Source organism: Glaciecola sp. 2405UD65-10, from assembly GCF_048820975.1.
Lineage (GTDB): Bacteria > Pseudomonadota > Gammaproteobacteria > Enterobacterales > Alteromonadaceae > Glaciecola.
The window spans coordinates 1,292,654-1,315,001 of sequence record NZ_JBMEUF010000001.1; the positions used below are offsets into that span (position 1 = coordinate 1,292,654).

Genomic DNA, 22,348 nt, shown 5'->3' on the forward strand with positions numbered 1-22,348 from the left:
TTTTATTTCATCTCTGATTAGCTCAAATTTACCCCATAAACGAATAGAAAATGAGAATAGCTAATATCCACTAAAATATCGTAATAGGTTAATGGATAGTCTATGTGTCGGCTTTTCTAATCATTTTTTTGACCGTCTTCAATCAATAAATATAAACAATACCAGTCAGTGTTAAAACCAGTGAACAGTTCTCAAGTTATATTTAAAAAATACGCCTATGGATACTAACAGAACCATACTTTGTTGTACTAAAGCATATGATTATCACGAAATACCAGTATTCCAATGCTCCAAAAATAGTTCCACTAAACATACCTCCAAGAACATAGAAAATTAAACAATACGTCAATATTCCATACACTCCTCCTCGCTTACTGATAGTACAATTTTTTAACATGTTTAATTTACCTAAGACAAATAAATTCAAACTTACAAAAACCAACATACCAGTCACTCCTGTAGCCATTAATATTTCTAAAACTTGGTTATGAGGGTAAAACTTATATTCTCTTTCAACAATAAGATCGCCTAAAATTGGTTTATTATAAAACTGCTCTAGTGCACCGTGATACAACTGATAACGGATTTGTGCACTTTGGTCAGATTTCCCGCCCATTGCCAGATAATTTGAAATTACATCTATATCAGGAACTAATACAGACATTAAAAAAATACCTATACCTACACAAAGCGGTAACAGAATACTAAACAACATTATTTTTTTTAAGCTGACATTTGCTAATAGTATAATTATTAGTACAGATAAGAGCGAAACTAATGCCCCGCGAGATCCTGATAATAAGACCCCAATGAGACCAATAAACATAACAATTATTAATAATATTTTTTTTTTGTTATATATTTGAATTAAGCCAAATGCCAATAAAAATAAAACTGCAGAATATCGCCCTAAAGAAATTGGATTTAGCCGTTCCGTGGAAAGACGTTGGCCGCCTTGCCAACTGCCACTAAGTATTTGAAATGCTGAAACAGAAAGATTTAATAAAACCCCAAGAAGCAAGATATACAAGCTCATTATAAATAAACGCTTTAAATCAGCTTCATTATAAGAGCGAGCTACAGCTAACATTGGAATAAAAACAAACCCATAACCCACTGTGATATAACTAATTATAGTATCTTCGCCCAACAGATTAGCTTGAAAGGTAGCATCATAAAATAAACGACAAGTATAAATAAACCAAAAAAGTAGTACCAGTAATAAAGCACACATTCCTAGAGTCTCTACGTACATTTTTTTAAGAAGAAAAAACAGCTGAAAAATAAATAGCATCGCACCACCAAGGACAAACACTCGGTACAGAATCGTTACCAAAGAAGTTTCTGAGTTGGGAGAAATGAGCTCTGCAAGCGGCGCAATGACACAGTAGCCAAAAAGAGAAAACGAAACATAGAAAAGAAATAGATTACTGTTGTTAGCAGCATATTGTATTTTCATTTTGAACTGATTATAAATATAAAAAGGCGATAAGTTTGCATCACTTTACGTTCTTAAATAATAGTTTCATACGATAAAGAAGAGATAAAAATACATTGGTGACACCGTATTTGGATATTACCTGCTGATATTTTTCATAGCGTTTTTGCAAAGATACTTTCGAACTTACTCCATCAGGTTCTGTTTCTGAAATAACTTGATTTAAGTAAAGTCCCGAATTGGGGTTGCGCAGTATATGGTCAACAACATAACCATAATCACCATATACTTTAGAGCTTTTATCATAATGGATATTTAGGCTTCTTCTAAAAAACATAGACTGATGACAAGCATGAATAACCCCTACTTTTAATTTGTCAAGACTTTGTGCGTAACTGACCTTGCCACTTTCGATTTTATCGCCATAGATAAGGTTAATTGAATCATCAATATCTTCTGCCATTAATATTGTTAAAATATCTTCATTGTAAAATGTATCACCAGAATTCATAAAAACTAACCAATTATTTGAAGCAAGCGCTATTCCTTTATTCATAGCATCAAAAATACCCTTATCTTTTTCAGAAACCCATTTATCAATTGTGTGAGATTTACGGTTAATAATTTCGAGACTATCATCTGTAGAACCGCCATCTACAATGATAGCTTCCACCGGAGATTTGGTTTTTGACCTGATTAAATCAATGTTACAAATAGTTTTATTTAAACCAATCGCGTTGTTATAATTAACGGTGATGATACTAAAGGACATTACTTTTTCTCTGATTTTGTTGAAGGGCTTATTATCTTATTTCTTCTAATTGTTCTTAATAATTTTACACATTGATGTATGGTAGTAAATATAATTTTTGAGTACCACACATCTCTAGCTAGATATAAATTTAAAAAGGACATGCTCTTAAATAAATGCAAACCAACTAGATTATGACTGATAGGGACTAAGTTATGCTTAATAACTAAATTGGTTAATATAGATTGATCATAACGATGACCTTTCGTCGCAAAACAAGAATTTTTATCGATATATTTATCACTTACGATGTTTTCATCGGTACAATAATTTAACCATTCAGATACTATCAATTTTGTTTTGTTACAAACTTTCCATGCAGAAATAACCGCTTCAACCTGTGCTATATTATAATACTCTTCAGAATTACATTCCATTAGGTTAAAGCACTGTTTATGAGTCCATTCTCTATTCGTTCCGTGCTCTGGTATCAAAACTCCAGGCATAACATTATACTTTTTTGCGTATGATATTATATTACTTGGCTTCATAAAATTTTTATATCGAAGCCCTTGTCCACAATCTTGATATATAACAATGTCGTCATTTTCGGCTAAATCCATAGCTTTTGATATAGCCCAAGGTTTCCATGCCCAATAACCAGCCCCGATTTTAGCTGAAAAAATTGACAAATACTTATTGTAAATAGGAGCTTGTCGAAGGTCTTCATCAGTTAAAAAGATTATTTTGTCTGGCCTAATAAAGAATCGTACAAAAAATTTGTTCCAATAAATGTTACGTTTATAGGTGCCCGAGGCATATGAAACGAAGATAACTTTAGCCATTGTAATTACTTATAAGCCCTTTGGAATAAAAAAACAAAGACCACCACTCTAAGACTTGTCATAACAGCCAGAACAGCACTTAAATCGATTCGAAATGAAAATATAAAGCCAATTAAAATAAAAGTTAAAAATAACAATGCCTCAGCCATCAACATTCTTCCCATATAACTAAAGGCTCCAAGTCCCATTAATATAATAACCGGCGCTTGTACAATGGATATAACCAAGAAGTAGGAACCGGCAAGTACGATCTCTTGTTGTGAAAATATAACCGCTTTCCCAAGCCAAAGCTCAAATATTGCCAAGCCAAAGTTAATCATAATAACAAAGTTGGTTAAGCCATATATTAAGAAACCAAGTCCGAGCCATACTTTAACCTTTTTTAACCAAAGCAGATCATTTTTTGCTTTAGCTTCTGTAATTAATGGCCATAAAGGTAATTGAATAGCAGCAAAAAATGTACCTGATATAAGTAAGTAACGAAAAATAATTTCCATTTTAGCAGCTGCAAGTGTGTCATTAGCCCCTAGGTAAATTATCGCAAATGACTTTATAATAACAACAGAAAGTTGGATCATAAGGTTGGCTAACATGAAGTGATATATTTTTCTAAACAGCAATTTGTTAGTTTTAAAAGGTAAGTAAAAGCCTTTCACAAAAAACCTTTTGTCCAATGTCAAAAAATTTATAATTTTCGATATTAAAAGAGGCAAGTACAATATGGTAACAGCAAGTGGCAGTAAAATTTGTTCAGCTAAAGGGATTTGATAAGTAAAATAAATAGAGATAATAATCGTGATATTTGCACACATCATAAATAGATTATTTATATGCTGTTGCATAGACCCTTGCCTAATAGAATCAGCAACCGTAAAGTTAATCGTTAGAACAGATATAACAAATAAGATAAGTGTTGGGATAGCCAATTCTTGGTTATCTTTATATAGAAATTGTCCAATAATTAAAAAAATTGCTGTTAGCACTAAGCTACCGAAAGCGAGTAGAGTTCGACTTCCAGCAATAACACTTTGTTGCTCTAAAAGCCCTTTATTCTCAGAAATAACTTTTGTAACAAACGGACTAATCCCCCCAGATAAAATATTAATCCAGCCTATCATTGACATTAATATCGCCAAAAGGCCAAAATTATGCGTGCCAATCATAGAAATCAACAAAGGTATTGATAGTAACTGATAAATAAAACTGACTAACTTAGACAATAATGAAGAAGAGAATGCTTTGTAAAGGACTGCTGTTCTATTGATACTCACGTAATATTTTCTAAATAGTAAACGTTATAACAGTTCATTTTTAATAGCATCAGTTATTTTAGCTCTTCCAAGAATACTTTGAAGGTGTTCTAAATCGTTATCAACACTACTAAAAAAATCATAAAATAACCTCTTAAAATGATCACACGAGTTAATAGAAATTTCTTCCCTAGTCCCATTATTTTTTGTAATTGTGACGACTGTGTGTAATGTGGGTGGCTTAGAAAACGCTCTTTCTACAATCACTTGTTTATCTTCAAACTCAAGGACTATTTCATTTCTATATGGTCGCCCAATGCCCCATTCTGCAACAGCATATAGTTCTTTATAATTAAAAATAGCTACACCATTTAGATCAACTGAATAATTTGACTGTTCTGTAAGTATTGATTTCACGATGTTAGGCGTACCAAGTAATGAAACAATCATCGATATTGGATAAAAACCAACATCAAGTAATGCCCCTCCCCCTAGGCTTTTTGAATATCTGATATTATCCGATGATAGATGAGGAATTTGAAAATTAGTATGTATTTTGACTAATCCCTCATTGCATTCGTTCTTTAAGTAGTTTTTAAGCCATATAAATTGATCATGATATTGATACATGACTACTTCTTGAAGTTTTACTCTTAGTTTTTTTGCAAGATTAACTAGTTCCTCACTATCTTCAAAACTAGTTGCAAGAGACTTTTCACAAAGTACATTCTTACCTGCTGTTAATGCTTCTTTTACATACTTATAATGGCTACTAATAGGAGTCGCAATATATATAGAAGTAATATCTTTATCTTTTAAGACTTTAGAAAAATCTGTTATAAAAAAGAAATTAGTTTGATGCTTATATTTATCTAATTCTCTTACAACAACATATTTCACCATAACGTCTTGAAGTTTTTCTAATGCAGGTAAAATATTACGTTGTACATGATCTCCAAAACCAATAATTGCTAACATTTTATATCCCTGCCAGTATGCCACGAATGTGGGGGGCAACTATTGCATCTTGTGTAGCTATAAGCTTAATTAATTGATATAGCGTTACCCATCGATATCGCTCACTTACAACACTAAGATGAACACTTTCAGGAAGTTCGACTATCATAGAGCGATTGCGTTTATTGTATAAACGCCCGCCATCTTCTGACATCCATTCATCAAATAATATGTTAGCACCCATTTTATCTGTATCAAGAAAATATTCAGCATAGGGTGTTTTGTTCCCTTTATGAGCTCGCTTTAAGTTACTAAAAGTCGCTTGAACGGTTGTGCTGATTTGTACTAAATTATAATTGCCCGGTTCAGCTTTCGCTTCCACAAGATAATGTGGAATACCATTAATTCTTTGACGAAGCAGCCCCAATATACCGCCATCATAGCCAACTTGTGTTAGTACGGGTTGATCCCAACCGCCAGTAACTTCCCGTGTGTCACTATTAGACACTCTTAAGCCGTCTACTCTGAAAAACTCCCCTGAAGAGTGAACATAAGACCCCGTTGTTTCGTCAAAGTCCCATTCTCTGCATTCCTTCAATGGTATAAGGTCTATTTTCATTTTACATTTTGAACATTGTTCTTTATACCAAGAAAGAATAGATTCAAATTCATGGTTTTCATCATGAGAAATCATACGCTCGAACTTAAACTCTAATGAAATATTACTTTCCTCGCCCCCGAGCGTTTTATAACATTCAGCAAAGGTTCTTAAGCAAGTTTGATAGCTATTATTTTTCATTTTTGTTCTCTTTAACTTTAACTAAAAACTCATCGTAATCTCTAATAACTCTATCATCTTGATAAATACGATCACATAGTACGAACATTACAGCATCACTTGTAAAGTTACTCATTGTCCTCCAAACTAAGCCATCGACAAAAAGACCTTTCCCGTTGTTTGACATACTATAAGTTTCCTGTACTTTACCGTTATCGAGAATGATATCAAAGCTCCCTGCAACACACAGTATGAATTGATTCAGCTGTTCATGGGCGTGGTCACCTCGTTGTTCATCTTTGCCAATATTAGAAAGATAAAATATTCGCTCTACTTTAAAGTTAAAATGCTTGCCAAATTCAGCTACTGATAGGTTCCCTCGATCATCTTGAATATGATCAATTACCGTAATATTCCAACCATTATTAATCATTACTGACTAACTCCAACAAATATTGGCCATAATTATTCTTTAGCATCGGCTGTGCTAGTTTAAGAATTTGATCTTTGGTTAACCATTGTTTTGAATATGCGATTTCTTCTAAACAAGCAACTTTTAATCCTTGCCTATGCTCAATAGTTTGAACAAAATGGCTTGCTTCTAATAAACTATCGTGAGTACCTGTATCTAACCATGCAAAGCCACGGCCTAATAGCTCTACATTTAATTTGCCCCGACGTAAATATTCATTATTGATACATGTAATCTCTAACTCACCTCTATCCGATGGCTTAATTTCCTTAGCTATCTTCACAACATCGCTGTCATAAAAATATAAACCTGTTACAGCAAAATTGGATTTAGGGGATTTTGGCTTTTCTTCTATTGAAAGTACGCGCATTTCATCGTCAAATTCAACCACACCAAAACGCTGGGGATCTTTAACTTGATATCCAAAAACCGTAGCCCCAGCAATACCCTTTGTAACTTTTTGGAGTTGAAGAGAAAAACCTTGACCATAGAAGACATTATCTCCTAGAACTAAACATACAGAATCATTGCCTATAAATTCTTCACCAATGATAAAAGCTTGAGCTAATCCATCAGGATTAGCTTGGATTTTGTATGAAATATTAATTCCAAATTGAGAACCATCAGATAACAAACGTTGGTAGCTTCCTATGTCTTCAGGTGATGTTATAATTAAAATATCTCGTATACCTGCGAGCATCAACACTGAAATAGGATAAAAAATCATTGGTTTATCATAAATGGGGAGTAATTGTTTTGATACACCTTGAGTAATTGGATAAAGGCGTGTTCCTGAACCGCCAGCTAAAACTATTCCTTTCATATTTTATGCTCCTAAACGCTCTCGTTTATACGAACCATCTTGTACATGTTGCCACCACGTCTTATTTTTCAAATACCATTCAACGGTTTTTCTTAGACCTGTTTCGAATGTTTCTTCTGGTTTCCAATCAAGCTCTCGTTCAATCTTACTTGCATCTATTGCGTAACGAACATCGTGACCGGGTCTATCTGAAACAAAAACAATTTGATTACGATAGTCGTTTTTTTGTGGCACTAATTCATTTAATAATTGGCAGATGGTTTCAACCACTTCGATATTTTGTTTTTCATTGTGCCCCCCAATGTTGTAGGTTTCACCAATGTTACCTTTGGTAAGAACTCTATATAGAGCACGAGCATGATCTTCAACATATAGCCAGTCACGAATTTGGTCTCCTTCACCATATATTGGTAAAGGTTTACCTTGTAATGCATTTAAAATAACTAATGGAATTAGTTTTTCAGGAAAATGGTAAGGACCGTAGTTATTAGAGCAATTAGTAATGATTGTAGGTAAACCGTATGTACGTAACCACGCTCTCACTAGATGATCGCTTGACGCCTTAGATGCTGAGTATGGGCTACTCGGTTCATATGATGTGGTTTCGTTGAATAAGTCGGTCGTGCCTTCTAAATCCCCATATACTTCATCAGTTGATATATGATGGAATCGAAAAACTGATTTCTGTTTGTGATCTAATTTCAACCAATATTGCCGAGCAGCCTCTAATAAAGTGTAGGTACCTACTATATTAGTTTCGATGAATGAAGCCGGTCCATCTATTGAACGGTCTACATGAGATTCTGCAGCAAGATGCATAACAGCATCGGGCTTGTGATCGTCAAAAACACGATCTAATTCAATGCGGTCACAGATATCGACTTGCTCAAAACTATATTGCGCTGAATCACTAACTTCTGATAATGATTCTAAGTTTCCTGCATATGTCAGTATATCTAGATTAACAACTGAATCTTGGGTGTTTTTTATGATATGGCGAACAACCGCTGAACCAATAAATCCCGCACCGCCCGTGACTAAAATTTTCACTTATTTCTAACCTCTAAACTTATCTTGATTGTTCAAAAACCACTCATAAGCTTTGGTGAGACCATCTTCTAACGATGTTGTATATTCCCAGCCTAATAATTTAAGTCTATCTACATTCATCAATTTACGAGGTGCACCGTCAGGCTTAGTACAATCAAATTTAACTTCGCCTTCGAAACCTACAACCTTAGCAACCGTTTCAACCAATTTTTTGATCGTACAATCTACGCCAGTGCCGACGTTTATATGGCTTAACATAGGTTCGGTATTTTTATCATAGCTAGACTTAGCTAGATTCATTACATGAATTGAAGCATCAGCCATATCATCAACATATAGAAACTCCCGCATTGGTTTACCGCTACCCCACGCAATGACTTCTTGATCACCATTTAATTTTGCTTCATGAAACCGGCGTAATAACGCAGGAATAACATGGCTATTTTCTGGGTGAAAATTATCATGTGCACCGTAAAGGTTTGTAGGCATTACGCTGCGGTAATCTCGACCATATTGGCGGTTATAGCTTTCACACAGTTTGATTCCTGCTATTTTAGCTACTGCATAAGGTTCATTAGTTTCTTCTAAGGTACCGGTTAGCAATGCAGTTTCCTGCATTGGTTGCTCTGCTAGTTTAGGATATATACACGAAGAACCTAAAAACAATAACTGCTGAATATTAGATAAGTGTGCGCTGTGAATAATATTGCACTGGATCATTAGGTTTTCATAGATAAAATCAGCAGGGTAAGTACTATTAGCAACTATTCCCCCCACTTTAGCTGCAGCTAAATACACTTGTTCTATTTTTTCTGTTTGAAAAAACTCAAGTACTACTTGTTGGTTAGTTAAATCTAATTCAGTTCGCGAGCGGGTAACAATATTAGTATGACCGCTTGCTTCAAGTTGACGAACAATAGCTGAGCCAACCATACCGCGGTGTCCCGCAACAAATATTTTTGTATTTAACGCTACCATACTGTTAACCCTGATTTTCAATTGAAATAGCTACGTTATGACCGTGTGCTTTTAGCAGTGCATGTTGTTTTGCTTTACTCAAATCATTCTGAACCATCTCAGCACACATTTGTTCAACGGTGATTTTTGGTACCCAACCTAATTTTTCTTTTGCTTTTGAAGGGTCACCGAGTAAGGTTTCAACTTCCGCTGGACGGAAATAACGCGGGTCAACACGCACAATGACATCACCAACATTTAATGCTTGTGCATTATTACCTGTGATAGCCTTAACTGTCGCTATTTCGTCAATACCTTCACCAGAGAATTCTAATTCAACACCTACTTCTTTCGCTGATAATGATACAAATTCACGTACAGATATTTGTTTACCTGTTGCGATAACAAAATCATCTGCCGTTTCCTGCTGTAGCATCATCCACTGCATACGTACATAATCTTTAGCATGTCCCCAATCACGAAGTGCGTCCATATTTCCTAAGAATAAACATTTTTCTAAACCTTGAGAAATATTGGTAATAGCACGGGTGATTTTACGTGTAACAAATGTTTCACCACGACGAGGAGACTCATGGTTGAATAAAATTCCGTTACAAGCATACATACCGTAAGATTCACGGTAGTTAACAACTATCCAGTACGCATACATTTTTGCTACAGCGTAAGGCGAGCGTGGATGGAATGGAGTCGTTTCTTTTTGGGGGATTTCTTGCACTTCACCGTATAGTTCAGATGTAGAAGCTTGGTAAAATCTTGTTTTCTTTTCTAACCCTAAAAAGCGAATCGCTTCTAATAAACGTAATGTCCCCATTGCATCTACATCCGCAGTATATTCAGGGCATTCAAAAGACACGGCAACGTGCGATTGTGCACCTAGGTTGTAAACTTCATCTGGTTGTACATCTTTTATGATACGCGTTAGGTTAGATGAATCGGTTAGATCTCCGTAATGCAAAAAGAACTTCTGGTTTTTTTCATGATTATCTTGATAAATATGATCAACACGTTCGGTATTTAGCGATGAAGCCCTGCGTTTTATACCATGAACTTCGTAACCTTTTTCTAGCAACAATTCTGCAAGGTAAGAGCCGTCTTGACCCGTAACACCTGTGATTAATGCAACTTTATTTTTTTTCATTTTTTGCTTCCTTTACTCGAATCTTAGGGGCCGTGCCTATTGTCAACAGTACTTAAGTTGAACTTTACATAGTCCCAATTTACAATTGGTGTAGATATTATCTGTGCTGCTTAGCCTCTAAGTAAGTATTTGTCTCAGCATTGTAAATCAATTCAGGGGCATTACCTTATGTCTACAAATTAAAGAACCTTATCAACTACAAATTTGTTTCTTAAAGTATAGTCATTAACAATACTTTTTATTCCAACCCTTTCAAAAATTATTAATCACATAAATAAAAAGTCGGCTTGTTTGTCTCTTTGAAAATACCATTTGGTGTGGATATGTACATCACTATGGTTTAATAATTCCGTTGCTGAGAACCAACGATAGTCATTGTGTTGCGCAATGGGTAACACTGACATCTCTGCAGTAAACATTATCTCATATGCCATCACTACATAATGTGTTGTAAAACTTTTTTCAGAAAAATTTTCTTCATAAAAATGTTCATAAATACCTTTGAAACAGGCTTTTGTTTGCCCTATCCCTAATTCAACATCTAGTAAGCGAATGAAGGCCTGCTCGAGTGTCTCATCTTTTAAAACTCTACCGCCAGGGACAAACCATGAACCTTTAGCCGGTCGATTAACTCGTTTTCCTAACAATATCCTACCTTTAGCATCTCTCACCAATAAATCGATAGATACGAGGGGAGTTGATGCCACAACCATTTCAAACATATCCTTATTTAACATCCATATTTTTTCCTAATTATTCTGGCATTAATCACGCCTCTAATGGTTTATCACCAATAAAAGTTCTTAGTTTTGAAGTTTAATTTTTGTTATTTTTAATAGTCACAATTTTAAATCTGAGGTGATTTTTTACAGGTAACATGAGTTGAGTTGCCTATATTAGTAAGAACAACATAACCATTGTTAGCTCTGCGTTTCTCTATTGTCATTCGTGCTTTGATTAACTACAAAATAACGGACTAACAAAATAAGAACTGCTAACATACCACCCAAAAATGACGCTAAAACAACAATTAATGCACGCTTTGGACCTACTTTCTCTTCAGGTACAAGTGGCGGGTCTATCGTTTTAAATATATACTCACTACGCACATTGGCAAACATAATTGTTTTGGCTTGTTCTTCTACTAACTTGTATAGCACTTCTCGTATGTCTGTGATTTTGGTTTCTGCTAACTGAGATGCTAAAAAAGCCGTACTTTTCTCAGCCTCATCTACATCTCTCTTTTTCATCGTTTCATTAATATCCTCGACCAACCAATCGACCCATTTTTTTGCAATGAATGGCGATATATGTTCAATACTAACTAATACCATTCCCGTATCTGTGTCAGTTGCAACGCTTAATCGCCCTATAAAAACTTTATAAGCTTCTTGCATTGATGGTTTAGACTTACGGGGTAAATTAACTTCCCTTACCCAAGTTTTCTTAGCCGACTCATAAAGCTCTGCGTTGTATATGACCTCATTATTGCTCATGTCCCAAGCCTCTGGGGCCATTAAGTCTGGTAAAATGTCATGTTTTTCAATAAATTCACTAACAAAATTTCGTGATTTTAGAATTTCAATCGCTAGTTGTGTTTTATTGCTAGAACCACCGCCCAAATTAATACCTGCAAGGCTAGCTAGGCCCCCCAACTGCCCCTGAAGACCACCTAAGGATTGTTCTTGTTCAACTGGAGCTAGCAGTGCCTGAGATTTATAAATATTCGGTTTGCTAACAGCATACGCTACCGCAGCGATGCTGAATAAAAAAGTAATAATAACAATAATCCATTTACCTCTCCAGATAACACTAAACAACTCCCGCAAGTCGATTTCGTCATCATGAGAGTCGGAATATATTACACTATCTGACATCTTAAAGTCCTTACTGCAGTCAACGCAACTGCCGAGTGATAAATAATCTGAGTGACTCCTTGCCAAAAACCAAGGTTTCCATAATTTGCCCCCTATGAACGACAACTGTATCTCCAGGCTCTAGCATCTTTCGTTCGATGCTACTAAACCAGAAATCGAACTCAGGCACACTAACCGCCCCATCAAGCTTGACAATATAAATCTTAGACTCGTCGACATATTCATGTACGCACCAGAGCAACTAAATATTTTCATAGCATTCTTAAAGTAAAACACACGTTAGCTATTACGTAATTTGACGTTAGTAAAATTAGATAACTAATCAAAACAATACGTTATCTTATCTAAATCAAGTCATAAAGTCACATTAAATACGTCGAATAACACTAAATTACTAATTTGTAAATTTTGTAGATTAATTCAACAAGATTAATTCACCGCATATTATTAGTGGGCTTATCAGCATACAAAATAATCACGCAGAGCGTTAAATACAACTTTTCGTTAATAGCAGTTGGACATGGTCATTCTCTTAACATTCAATGGTGCATAATCGACAGCTATATGCTGATAAAGAGCAGAACGCGCGAAATACAACCAACAACTGTGCCTTATGATTGCATCTCCCAATTATTCAAAGTGTATACTCATCCTAAGCCTGATATAGTGTAACGGCTGCCTTGGAACATTAAGCCAGATAACTGTCTTTAATCTACGCTTACAAAAAACCTCAAATTCATCTGCAATAAACCCACATGCTCAGCTAATCTCTCGCAAGCCGCTGGAACAAATAGACATAGATGCTTTGTAAACGTAAGATTTAGACAAAGCATAAAACATTTCAATTATTATAAACTTCCAATCGCCGCTAACGCCACAGCTGTTTGATAAAGAATTTGGGTCACACCCTGCCACAACGATAAGTTATCATAGTTAGTGGTATCCCTTGGTACTACAATAGTATCCCCAGGTTGTAAAATACTTTCAGTTTCTGATGAGAACCAAAAACTTGATTTAGGAACAAACACCGAGCCATTAGCCCTAACAACGTATAGCTTTGACTGGTCGGCAAACTCCCTAATGCCGCCAGCCATTTCTATGTAATCGTCGACCTTTATATTTTTATCAAACATAAAAGTATTAGCTACAAACACTTCACCTACCACCGATATTGCAGGCGTCACATTTGGTACAATAAGAACATCACCATCTTTTACTTCAAAGTCAGCATCGGCCTCACCAGCTAAAATATCGACTAAATTGATAACCATACGCCCTAAGGGCTCAACATCGGTTAAATCTTCAAGTACAGCAGTTGCGCTTTCATAATCTATCGTTTTTGTAAATTGGCTGCTACTTAAGTTGTTATTCGCTAATTGTTGTCGAAGGTCTTCTATAGCTTTGTCTATATTTCGTTTTTCTTTTTCTTTTAGCTCTTCTCTAGTGAAAAGTGACGCCCCTAGGGTTGCTTTGTTTGTAAGTCCACCGGCGCGCTTAATTACACTTGATAAAGTTTCACCCTCAGAAATTTGATACAAACCAGGGAAAACCACCTCGCCTTTAAGTTCAACTTGGTTATCTTCATACCATTGAGGTATACGAACCACATTAAGTACGTCTTTTGAAATTAGTTTTATTTGCGCTTTGGCGGGTTTTGATAACTCATCTAATAAGTTAATATTAGAATGCTTTATTTGAGAAACGCCATCAGCCACTTCAATTCGCGTAATTTCAGCTGATTCTAAATGCGCAGCTTCCGTCAATCCACCACCAGCAGCAATTAAGTTTTGTAAATGGCTATTTTGAGCCAATGGATAAACACCTGGGTATTTTACTTGTCCAGACACCTGAACAAGTTGAACTTTTTCGAAGCTACTAGCTTCATCTTTCAGTCTCGCAATTAGCGGCGCAAGCAGGCTTTTTCTTGATTCTTGTAAAGTACTTTCTCGTTCAAAGCCAGCCGCTGTAAAGCGGTTTGATTCAATTTCCATTAAAGATTCAGGGGCGTCTTCATTGTTGAGTTCTTCATCTAAGCTCTTAAAGTCATCCTTAGCCTTTTTATCATCGTTGTTTTTAAGTTGTTCTGTTTCTTCATCAACAGGCTCGTTATTAATTCGATTAAAAACGATTAATTCATCATAAGCTTGTAAATCTAAGTTGAATGAATTACTCAAAACGTCTCGAGGCTTGAATTGAATAACTGTTGTTTTTGTATCAAATCGCCCTTTTCGAGCTATCAATGCATAGTCTAAGTCAGTATTACTAAGCAAAGTACGTTTATTAATTACATCACGTAAGCTAAGGCCGCTGTCCGCCAATACATTTGGCAAGTTTATTGCGCCGCTTACAACAATTGCATTATTAAATTCTTGATTTGATTTAGGTACTCGTACAAAATCACCATTAGATAATTTGCGCTTCATTTGAGAAGGGTTGAAAGCTGAAACATTCAATACAGATAGGCCCTCGCTATCACCTCTAATTACCTGCATAGCATTTTTATCTGCATTCGGTAAGAAACCACCCACTAACTGGAATAAATCTGCAATTGTTTCACTGGGCTTCATTTCATATATAGCTGGGCGTCTAACTTGGCCATCTATTGACACAATGTTTTGCGCTGTAGGGACAAAAAGGACGTCACCTTGTTCTAGCCTTACATCATTTGAGGTATCACCAAAAACAATGAGATCGTACAAATCAAAGTTTGCTACCGTTTTACCTTGTCGTTTTAATTGAATATTACGCAAAGAGCCAATTTCATTTACGCCACCGCTGTTGATAAGCGCGGTTGTAATAGTAGATAAGCCCGTCACAACCAAAGGGCCTGGACGAAATACTTCTCCCACTAAGAATATCTGAATAGTTCGAAGTTGACCCATTGAGATAAATGGAGAAACGCCAATTTTTTGTTGCTCATACTTTTGTGCAACTAGGCTTTTTAACTCGGTAAAACTAGTCCCAGCAACATTGAGTGGACCTAAGTCAGGCAAGTCAATATTGCCGTCGTTATTCACTAGCAATTCGTAGTCACCACTTTCTTTGCCAAAAAGTTGCAGTTTAATCGAGTCGCCAGGCCCAATAGTGTAATTTGAAGGCACGGGCAGATTAGAACTCGGCTTAGCCGCCTCATCTCTACTTTCAAATATGTCATACCCAAAAGGTGTTAGCTTTGCGGTTGATTCCTCTGCAACACTTTGCTTAGCTAATTCTGAAGCAATTTTCTCATTATCTAAGTCGCGCTCAAAGAAATCTAATTCATCTTCTTCATAATCACTGCTACTTTGCTTAGTGCCTGATTCCAAAATAGATAAATCAAACCCCATTTGCTGAGCAAGTTGCTCTTGCTGGGCACGAGGAAGATTCTTAAATTGGTTAATTTGCTGCTGAGACGGAACAAATGATTGCGCTGTTGCGGCTGCAGACAAAAATAAAGTAACGCCTGCGAATATACTAAGAAGATTATTATTTTTCACTTTTACCAAATACCTTTTGTATCAATTACAACGCCATTAGGTTTTTTCAAGGCTTTAAACTCACGATGATCAACTAACAGTAAATGTATATGTGCTTTACTTAAGGTATCGAAAACGGAATGAATATTAACGCCTTCTACAGCCTTATCTTGTTCCACATTAGGCTCAACGCTCAGGCAATTGACTCCGTAAATATCGGTCAACTTTCTTGATATATCTAAAGCGGGGCTTTCCCGCAAATCATCTATATCCGCTTTAAACGCCAAGCCATAGCAACCTACAACGACATCGTTCACTGTTTTATTTGGATTTTGAGCCAAAAAGTCGGCTACCGCTATCTTAACTTTGTTAATAACCCATTCCGGCTTAGCGTCATTCACATTTCTAGCTAAGCGAATTAATTTTGCTGATTCAGGAGATTGGCTCACAATAAACCAAGGGTCAACGGCAATGCAATGCCCACCAACACCAGGGCCTGGTTGCAGTATATTCACTCGGGGATGGCGATTTGCCAACGCTATTAGCTCCCACACATTTATGTCGTTCTCATCACAAATAATAGATAACTCATTTGCAAAAGCTATGCTGACATCACGTGAGGCATTTTCTGTTAACTTTGCCATTTCAGCAGTACGGGCATTGGTCTTAACACATTCAGCTTTTACAAAAGCAAGGTACAACTCAATCGCTTTTTCTGAACACTTAGGTGAAATGCCACCTATTACTCTGTCATTTTCTATTAGTTCACTTACCACTCTGCCAGGCAAGACTCGTTCCGGGCAATGGGCAACGTACACATCTGATTCCAGAGAGTCTTCTTTAGGGAATACTAAGTCGGTTCTCAAATCAGCAAGCCATTCCACTACCTTATCTGTGGTGCCTACTGGTGAAGTAGATTCTAAAACAATTAAATCACCTTTTTTCATCACAGGGGCTATTGCTTTACACGCGGCCTCAATGTAAGACAAATCAGGCTCAGGGGTATTTTGTTCAGTTCCACGTTTAAATGGTGTTGGCACGGCAATAAGAAAAGCATCTGCGGGTTCAGGAACAGTAGTTGCTCGTAATCGGCCTTTCGATACACCACGTGCAACCAAAGCATCTAAATCAGGCTCTACAATGTGGATTTCACCGCGGTTAATGGTATCAACGGCATGTTGATTCACATCCACACCAATTACTTTTTTACCGTGTGCAGCAAACATTGCCGCTGTAGGTAGGCCTATATAACCTAAACCTATTACTGAAATTGTTTCAAATGACACAGCTTAATTTCCTTTCGCCAAAATATCTAAAATTCTTGCGCAAGCTTTACCGTCACCATAAGGGTTGTGGGCAAAGCTCATCTTATTATATTCATCTTCATCACTTAATAGCGTTGATATATTTTCCACTATTACGTTTTTGTCAGTACCCACTAACTTGACCGTTCCGGCAGCAAGCGCTTCAGGGCGTTCAGTGGTATCTCTCATTACTAACACAGGCTTACCTAAACTTGGCGCTTCTTCTTGAATTCCGCCAGAATCAGTAAGCAAAATGCATGCCTTATCCATTAGATAAACAAATTCTAAATACTGTTGAGGCTCTATAAGGTGCACATTGCCTAAGCCGCTTAATAAACGCTTAACCGGTTCTTGTACATTAGGATTTAAATGTACCGGATACAGAATTTCTACATCAGGATTTTTTGACGCTATTTCAGCTAAGGCAGCACATATATTTTCAAACCCTTGGCCAAAATTTTCTCTTCTATGCCCAGTTACTAAAATTAGCTTTTTATCATTGTCTAAAAAACTAAATTTTTCAGCAAATGTGGTATTTAATTTAGCAGAACTCGCTATTTTATCTTTAACCATTAGCAAAGCATCAATAACAGTATTACCGGTTACCGTAATGGCGTCGTTAGCGTAGCCTTCACGCAATAAATTATTTTGAGACGCTTCGGTAGGGGCAAAGTGATAAGTGGTAATTGCCCCTGTTAATTTTCTATTTGCTTCTTCTGGCCATGGGGAATAAATATTCCCCGTACGTAAACCAGCTTCAACGTGCCCTACGGCTATTTGCTCATAATATGCGGCTAAACTCGTCGCAAAGGTGGTGGCGGTATCGCCGTGTACCAGCACTACATCGGGCTTAAATTCTTCAAGAATGGGTTTTATATTGGTAAGTATGCCTGAGGTAACCTGATTCAGCGTTTGCTTGTGCTTCATTAAATCAAGGTCGTAATCAGGGTCTATTTCAAATAATTCGAGTACTTGGTCTAGCATTTCGCGATGCTGAGCGGTAACACATACCTTTGATTCAAATCGACTATCGGCTTCTAGTGCTTTCACTAAAGGCGCCATTTTGATCGCTTCCGGGCGTGTACCAAAAACAGATAAGACTTTTTTCATTGTTTCCATTGACTCCGATGGGCCGATACACTCTTGTTGTAAACAAGCTTTAAAGTGAATTCGCAACATTTCCAATATTTTCGCAAGTTTAACTAAAACAAATAACGATGTCACATGTATTTAAAGATATAAATTTACAGATGTTTTCCTTGCCTAAAATTTGTGCGAGCCTAACATGCTTGCATAAAAATATAGAACGAAGGCATAATACGCGGGATTTTAAAACAATAATAAACAAGGATGCAGTGCATGCAAACCGAACAAACAGGTACCACAAATCATGTGGACCGTACTAACGACAAACGATTTTTTGGCCATCCTTTAGGGCTTTCAACGCTAGCCTTTACTGAAATGTGGGAACGTATGAGTTATTACGGCATGCGTGCCTTGCTCGTACTATTCATGACGCTTTCACTACAAGAGGGTGGCTTAGGCTTAACCGTTGCCGCCGCAGGCGCAATTTATGGTTTATATACTGGTGCGGTATATTTTTTTGGATTACCCGGTGGTTGGATAGCTGACCGTTTAATAGGTGGTCAAAAAGCCGTTTTTTATGGCGGTGTTACTATTATGATTGGCCACATTGTGTTGGCTATTCCTTCTGATTCATCATTCTTTATAGGTTTAATATTTGTAGTGCTTGGCACTGGTTTATTAAAACCCAATATTGGCGCCATGGTGGGTGAACTATACACGCCAGAAGACTCTCGCCGTGACAGTGCTTACACGCTCTATTACATGGGTATTAATATTGGCTCTGTTATTGGTTACATGGTATGTGGCTATTTACAAGTTAATTGGGGTTATCACTATGCATTTGGTGCCGCTGCAATTGGCATGGGCATAGGCCTAATTCAGTATAAGTTAAGCGCTCAAAACATAGCTGGCGTTGCCGATGGTCCAAAGGTACCTCTTTCTGCTCAAGCGCAAAAAACAGCTTGGCTGGCTATTGTTGCATTCTTAATAGGCGTAACAATAATCACATCCCTTATTTATTCAGGAAGCATTACATTTAATCCTGTTGTGGTAGCGCAAAATGTTGCTGTAATTATTACTGCCATTTTCTTGTTCTACTTTGCCTACATATTTTTTGGCGGAAACTTAACGGCTGATGAAAAACGCCGTATGGGCGCATTGTTTCTAATATGCGTAGCTTCAACATGCTTTTGGGCAGGCTTTGAGCAAGCGGGTTCTTCACTAAATTTATTTGGCCGTGATTACACTGATCGCATGATAGGTAATTTTGAAATTCCTACTGCATGGTTTCAGTCAATCAACTCGTATTTCATTATTTTGTTATCGCCATTTTTTGCTGCACTTTGGGTAAACCTAGCGAAACGTATGATAGAGCCGAGTTACAGCATAAAATGTGCAATAGGCCTAATTATTATGGCAAGCGGCTTTATAGTAATGTTTTTTGCGGCGCAATATGCGGCTGCAGGATTAAAGGTAGCTCCTTACTGGTTAGTGGCAACTTACTTCCTACACACAGTAGGTGAGTTATGCTTAAGCCCTGTTGCTTTAAGTGCCGTTAGTAAATTGTCACCACGTCGTTTTTCAGGCCAATTAATGGGTGTGTTTGTACTCACCTATTCAATGGGTAGCGTTATAGCCGGCTTACTTTCTGGTAAATTCGATCCGAATAGAGTGGATCAAATGCCAGACCTTTACTTACAAATTACCATGTTCAGCATTGGTGTAGGTGTTGTGTTGGTGCTTTTATCATTTACCACGAGTAAATGGGAAAAGTTAGCAAACAAAGAAGCGTAAACGCGTTAAGACATTAAAATATCATATTAATATGATAAAAAAGGGTGAGTTGCGCAGTTGAGCACTCGCCCTTTTTGTTATCTGGTGTACAATAAATGTAAGAAGTGGGGAGTAATCTTGAAAATATATACATCAACTAAAAAGATACCGGGGCTCGAATCGCTCAGTGTGACTGAACGAATGGCTTTACTGGAACAGGCGTCGAATAGAATATCGGTGCCAGAAAAGACATTTTTAAATATTATTAAGCTCTTTGTGATTGTACCGGTATTTGTCTTTTTATTGCGTGTAGCGACTGATTGGTGGTCACTGGCATGGGCAGCGTTAATTCTGCTGTTATATCCAATTATAGTAAAACCACTACAATACTCCCTAAGTGCCAAATACATCAAAATTAAACCCACTCCCACTGAAAAGGATATGGAATGAAAACTGTTTTAGTTACTGGTGGTAGCGGCTACATTGGTAGCCACACCGTTTTACAATTACTCGAAGCAAACTACAAAGTTGTTGTACTAGATAACTTTTCTAACTCATCATCAGTTAGTTTAGAGCGAGTGAGCGAACTTACTGGAAAGTCAGCCACGCTAATTGAAGGTGACATTCGTGATGAAGCTTGTTTATCTGGCATTTTTAGTAAATACAATATTGATTCCGTTATACATTTTGCAGGCTTAAAAGCAGTAGGTGAATCAGTTGCTTTGCCGCTAAAATATTACGAAAACAATGTATACGGTACGCTTAACTTATGTAAAGTGATGGCCGCAAATAAGGTAAAAAATATCGTATTTAGCTCATCAGCTACCGTTTACGGTGACCCTGTTGAACTTCCGCTTCATGAAAAGTTACCTACTGGCACACCAACTAATCCTTATGGTATGTCTAAGTTAATGGTTGAGCTTATGCTAGCCGACATGCAAAAAGCAGATCCTGAATGGAATGTCGTATTGCTTCGCTATTTTAATCCGGCAGGTGCGCATCCATCTGGACGCATAGGCGAAGATCCAAACGGTATTCCAAATAATCTTATGCCGTTTATTACACAAGTGGCCACCGGTAAGCGTGAATTTTTGAGTGTATTTGGGGATGACTACGACACACCTGATGGTACTGGCGTACGTGATTATATTCATGTAGAAGATTTAGCCGACGGCCATTTAAAGGCCTTGTCTAAAATTGAACAAAATGCTGGATTATTTACTTGTAACCTAGGCACAGGGCAAGGGTATAGTGTGCTAGAGATGGTGACCGCGTTTGAAAAAGCGAGCGGTAAAAAAATACCATATCAGATTACCCCTAGAAGAAGTGGTGATGTTGCATCATGTTATGCTGACCCAGAATTAGCCCTTAATGAACTTGCTTGGTCTGCCAAAAAGGGATTAGCTGAGATGTGCGCAGACTCTTGGCGCTGGCAAAGTCAAAATCCAAACGGGTATCCTAAGTAATTAGGCATTTTTTAATATAATCGTTGATCAAAAAAGGTGTCGTAGAAGACACCTTTTTTATTTTAAGTTTGGCACCTATTCAGTGCCATTGAGCAATGCTTCAAAGTCAGAGAAATCATCTTGCTCTTCTTCTAGCTCTTCATCTGATTTTTGTTCAATCTGCCCATCACTCACTTCAAAAGCTAAACGCTGGAAATATGCATCGCGAACAAATAAGTATTGGTCAAGTGAGCGATTTAAATTCTCTTCTTGCTCAATTAAGGTCGCTCGTGCCTCAAGTAACGATACTACGGCGGCTCCTATTACATATGGATCTTCAAGGACCGTTCCAGGCCAATAGTATCTATCAACAACAGTCCCGGTTAAGCTTCTAAAATCACTGGGCCCTAAGGCCGGTATCATTAGATAGGGGCCGGTTCCCACTCCCCATACGCCAAGCACTTGGCCAAAATCTTCCCGCTTTCTTTCTAAGCCCATGCTGCTAGCTACATCAAAAAAGCCAAGAAGCCCTATGGTTGAATTTACAGCAAACCTACCCACACTAGTGAACCCACTCTCAAACTTACCTTGTAGCATGTTATTAATGCTATTTGCCGGCTCTTCTAAATTGTTGGCTGCGTTTAACAAACCCGTGCGCAAAACTTGAGGTGTTACGGCAACATACCCTTTCGTCACAGGCTTGAGTAGGAAGCGGTCAAGTACTTCATAGTTAAAATCCCACATTACGCGGTTAAATGGTTCGAAAGGATCGTTATTATTAGAGGATGCTTCAGCTTGAACTTCAAGAGGCGCATCTACAGGTGCGATTGTTGCATCAGCCTGTTTTAATTGTTCCTCTTGTTTACTCGCGCAGGCACTTAACGCTATAACACAAATGGCTAGCATTAAGCCACGGACTTGATTCATT

General features: G+C 37.2%; 20 protein-coding genes. 3 read left to right on the top strand and 17 right to left on the bottom strand.

Features of this window, described 5'->3' with window-relative positions:
• Positions 1-202 precede the first annotated feature (202 nt).
• The 16 genes from ACOI22_RS05945 to wecB all read right to left on the bottom strand — a co-directional run bounded on the left by ACOI22_RS05945 (position 203) and on the right by wecB (position 18,226).
• The gene (locus ACOI22_RS05945) at positions 203-1,459 is read right to left on the bottom strand and encodes an O-antigen ligase family protein (RefSeq protein WP_420671091.1); all 1,257 of its coding nucleotides are present in this window, start codon (positions 1,457-1,459) and stop codon (positions 203-205) included.
• A 40-nt stretch (positions 1,460-1,499) separates the two neighbouring features.
• Positions 1,500-2,210, bottom strand: a complete 711-nt coding sequence (locus ACOI22_RS05950) for a glycosyltransferase (protein WP_420671092.1) — start codon at positions 2,208-2,210, stop codon at positions 1,500-1,502.
• Positions 2,210-3,034, bottom strand: coding sequence for a hypothetical protein (locus ACOI22_RS05955; RefSeq protein WP_420671093.1), 825 nt, complete (start codon positions 3,032-3,034; stop codon positions 2,210-2,212). The genes ACOI22_RS05950 and ACOI22_RS05955 overlap by 1 nt, the downstream gene beginning before the upstream one ends.
• Before the next feature lie 5 nt (positions 3,035-3,039).
• Positions 3,040-4,305, bottom strand: coding sequence for an oligosaccharide flippase family protein (locus ACOI22_RS05960; protein WP_420671094.1), 1,266 nt, complete (start codon positions 4,303-4,305; stop codon positions 3,040-3,042).
• A gap of 24 nt (positions 4,306-4,329) precedes the next feature.
• On the bottom strand, positions 4,330-5,262 hold the full coding sequence (locus tag ACOI22_RS05965) for a Gfo/Idh/MocA family protein (RefSeq protein WP_420671095.1): 933 nt from the start codon (positions 5,260-5,262) through the stop codon (positions 4,330-4,332).
• 1 nt (position 5,263) lies between these two features.
• Positions 5,264-6,040, bottom strand: coding sequence for an NDP-hexose 2,3-dehydratase family protein (locus ACOI22_RS05970; RefSeq protein ID WP_420671096.1), 777 nt, complete (start codon positions 6,038-6,040; stop codon positions 5,264-5,266).
• The gene (locus tag ACOI22_RS05975; protein ID WP_420671097.1) at positions 6,030-6,452 is read right to left on the bottom strand and encodes a sugar 3,4-ketoisomerase; all 423 of its coding nucleotides are present in this window, start codon (positions 6,450-6,452) and stop codon (positions 6,030-6,032) included. The genes ACOI22_RS05970 and ACOI22_RS05975 overlap by 11 nt, the downstream gene beginning before the upstream one ends.
• Positions 6,445-7,314, bottom strand: coding sequence for a glucose-1-phosphate thymidylyltransferase RfbA (rfbA, locus tag ACOI22_RS05980; protein WP_420671098.1), 870 nt, complete (start codon positions 7,312-7,314; stop codon positions 6,445-6,447). The genes ACOI22_RS05975 and rfbA overlap by 8 nt, the downstream gene beginning before the upstream one ends.
• A gap of 3 nt (positions 7,315-7,317) precedes the next feature.
• Positions 7,318-8,364: a dTDP-glucose 4,6-dehydratase gene (gene rfbB, locus ACOI22_RS05985; protein WP_420671099.1), complete on the bottom strand. Its 1,047-nt coding sequence runs from the start codon at positions 8,362-8,364 to the stop codon at positions 7,318-7,320.
• A gap of 6 nt (positions 8,365-8,370) precedes the next feature.
• Positions 8,371-9,342 (bottom strand): GDP-L-fucose synthase, encoded by a 972-nt coding sequence (gene fcl / locus ACOI22_RS05990; protein ID WP_420671100.1) that lies wholly within the window; start codon positions 9,340-9,342, stop codon positions 8,371-8,373.
• A gap of 4 nt (positions 9,343-9,346) precedes the next feature.
• The gene (gmd, locus tag ACOI22_RS05995; RefSeq protein WP_420671101.1) at positions 9,347-10,480 is read right to left on the bottom strand and encodes a GDP-mannose 4,6-dehydratase; all 1,134 of its coding nucleotides are present in this window, start codon (positions 10,478-10,480) and stop codon (positions 9,347-9,349) included.
• Positions 10,481-10,746: 266 nt separating this feature from the next.
• Positions 10,747-11,217 (bottom strand): GDP-mannose mannosyl hydrolase, encoded by a 471-nt coding sequence (locus ACOI22_RS06000; RefSeq protein WP_420671102.1) that lies wholly within the window; start codon positions 11,215-11,217, stop codon positions 10,747-10,749.
• Between the two features lie 183 nt (positions 11,218-11,400).
• Positions 11,401-12,357, bottom strand: a complete 957-nt coding sequence (locus ACOI22_RS06005) for a Wzz/FepE/Etk N-terminal domain-containing protein (RefSeq protein ID WP_420671104.1) — start codon at positions 12,355-12,357, stop codon at positions 11,401-11,403.
• 848 nt (positions 12,358-13,205) lie between these two features.
• On the bottom strand, positions 13,206-15,833 hold the full coding sequence (locus ACOI22_RS06010) for an SLBB domain-containing protein (RefSeq protein WP_420671105.1): 2,628 nt from the start codon (positions 15,831-15,833) through the stop codon (positions 13,206-13,208).
• Positions 15,834-15,835: 2 nt separating this feature from the next.
• Positions 15,836-17,098, bottom strand: a complete 1,263-nt coding sequence (wecC, locus tag ACOI22_RS06015) for a UDP-N-acetyl-D-mannosamine dehydrogenase (protein ID WP_420671106.1) — start codon at positions 17,096-17,098, stop codon at positions 15,836-15,838.
• Positions 17,099-17,101: 3 nt separating this feature from the next.
• The gene (wecB, locus tag ACOI22_RS06020) at positions 17,102-18,226 is read right to left on the bottom strand and encodes a non-hydrolyzing UDP-N-acetylglucosamine 2-epimerase (protein ID WP_420671107.1); all 1,125 of its coding nucleotides are present in this window, start codon (positions 18,224-18,226) and stop codon (positions 17,102-17,104) included.
• A 249-nt stretch (positions 18,227-18,475) separates the two neighbouring features.
• On the opposite strand from wecB, the gene ACOI22_RS06025 reads away from it, so the two are divergent.
• The 3 genes from ACOI22_RS06025 to galE all read left to right on the top strand — a co-directional run bounded on the left by ACOI22_RS06025 (position 18,476) and on the right by galE (position 21,441).
• On the top strand, positions 18,476-19,996 hold the full coding sequence (locus ACOI22_RS06025; protein ID WP_420671108.1) for a peptide MFS transporter: 1,521 nt from the start codon (positions 18,476-18,478) through the stop codon (positions 19,994-19,996).
• A gap of 117 nt (positions 19,997-20,113) precedes the next feature.
• Positions 20,114-20,425, top strand: coding sequence for a DUF6170 family protein (locus ACOI22_RS06030; RefSeq protein WP_420671109.1), 312 nt, complete (start codon positions 20,114-20,116; stop codon positions 20,423-20,425).
• Positions 20,422-21,441 (top strand): UDP-glucose 4-epimerase GalE, encoded by a 1,020-nt coding sequence (gene galE, locus ACOI22_RS06035; protein WP_420671110.1) that lies wholly within the window; start codon positions 20,422-20,424, stop codon positions 21,439-21,441. The genes ACOI22_RS06030 and galE overlap by 4 nt, the downstream gene beginning before the upstream one ends.
• Before the next feature lie 75 nt (positions 21,442-21,516).
• On the opposite strand, the gene ACOI22_RS06040 is transcribed toward galE, so the two are convergent.
• Positions 21,517-22,347 (bottom strand): VacJ family lipoprotein, encoded by an 831-nt coding sequence (locus ACOI22_RS06040; protein ID WP_420671111.1) that lies wholly within the window; start codon positions 22,345-22,347, stop codon positions 21,517-21,519.
• Position 22,348: the final 1 nt, after the last annotated feature.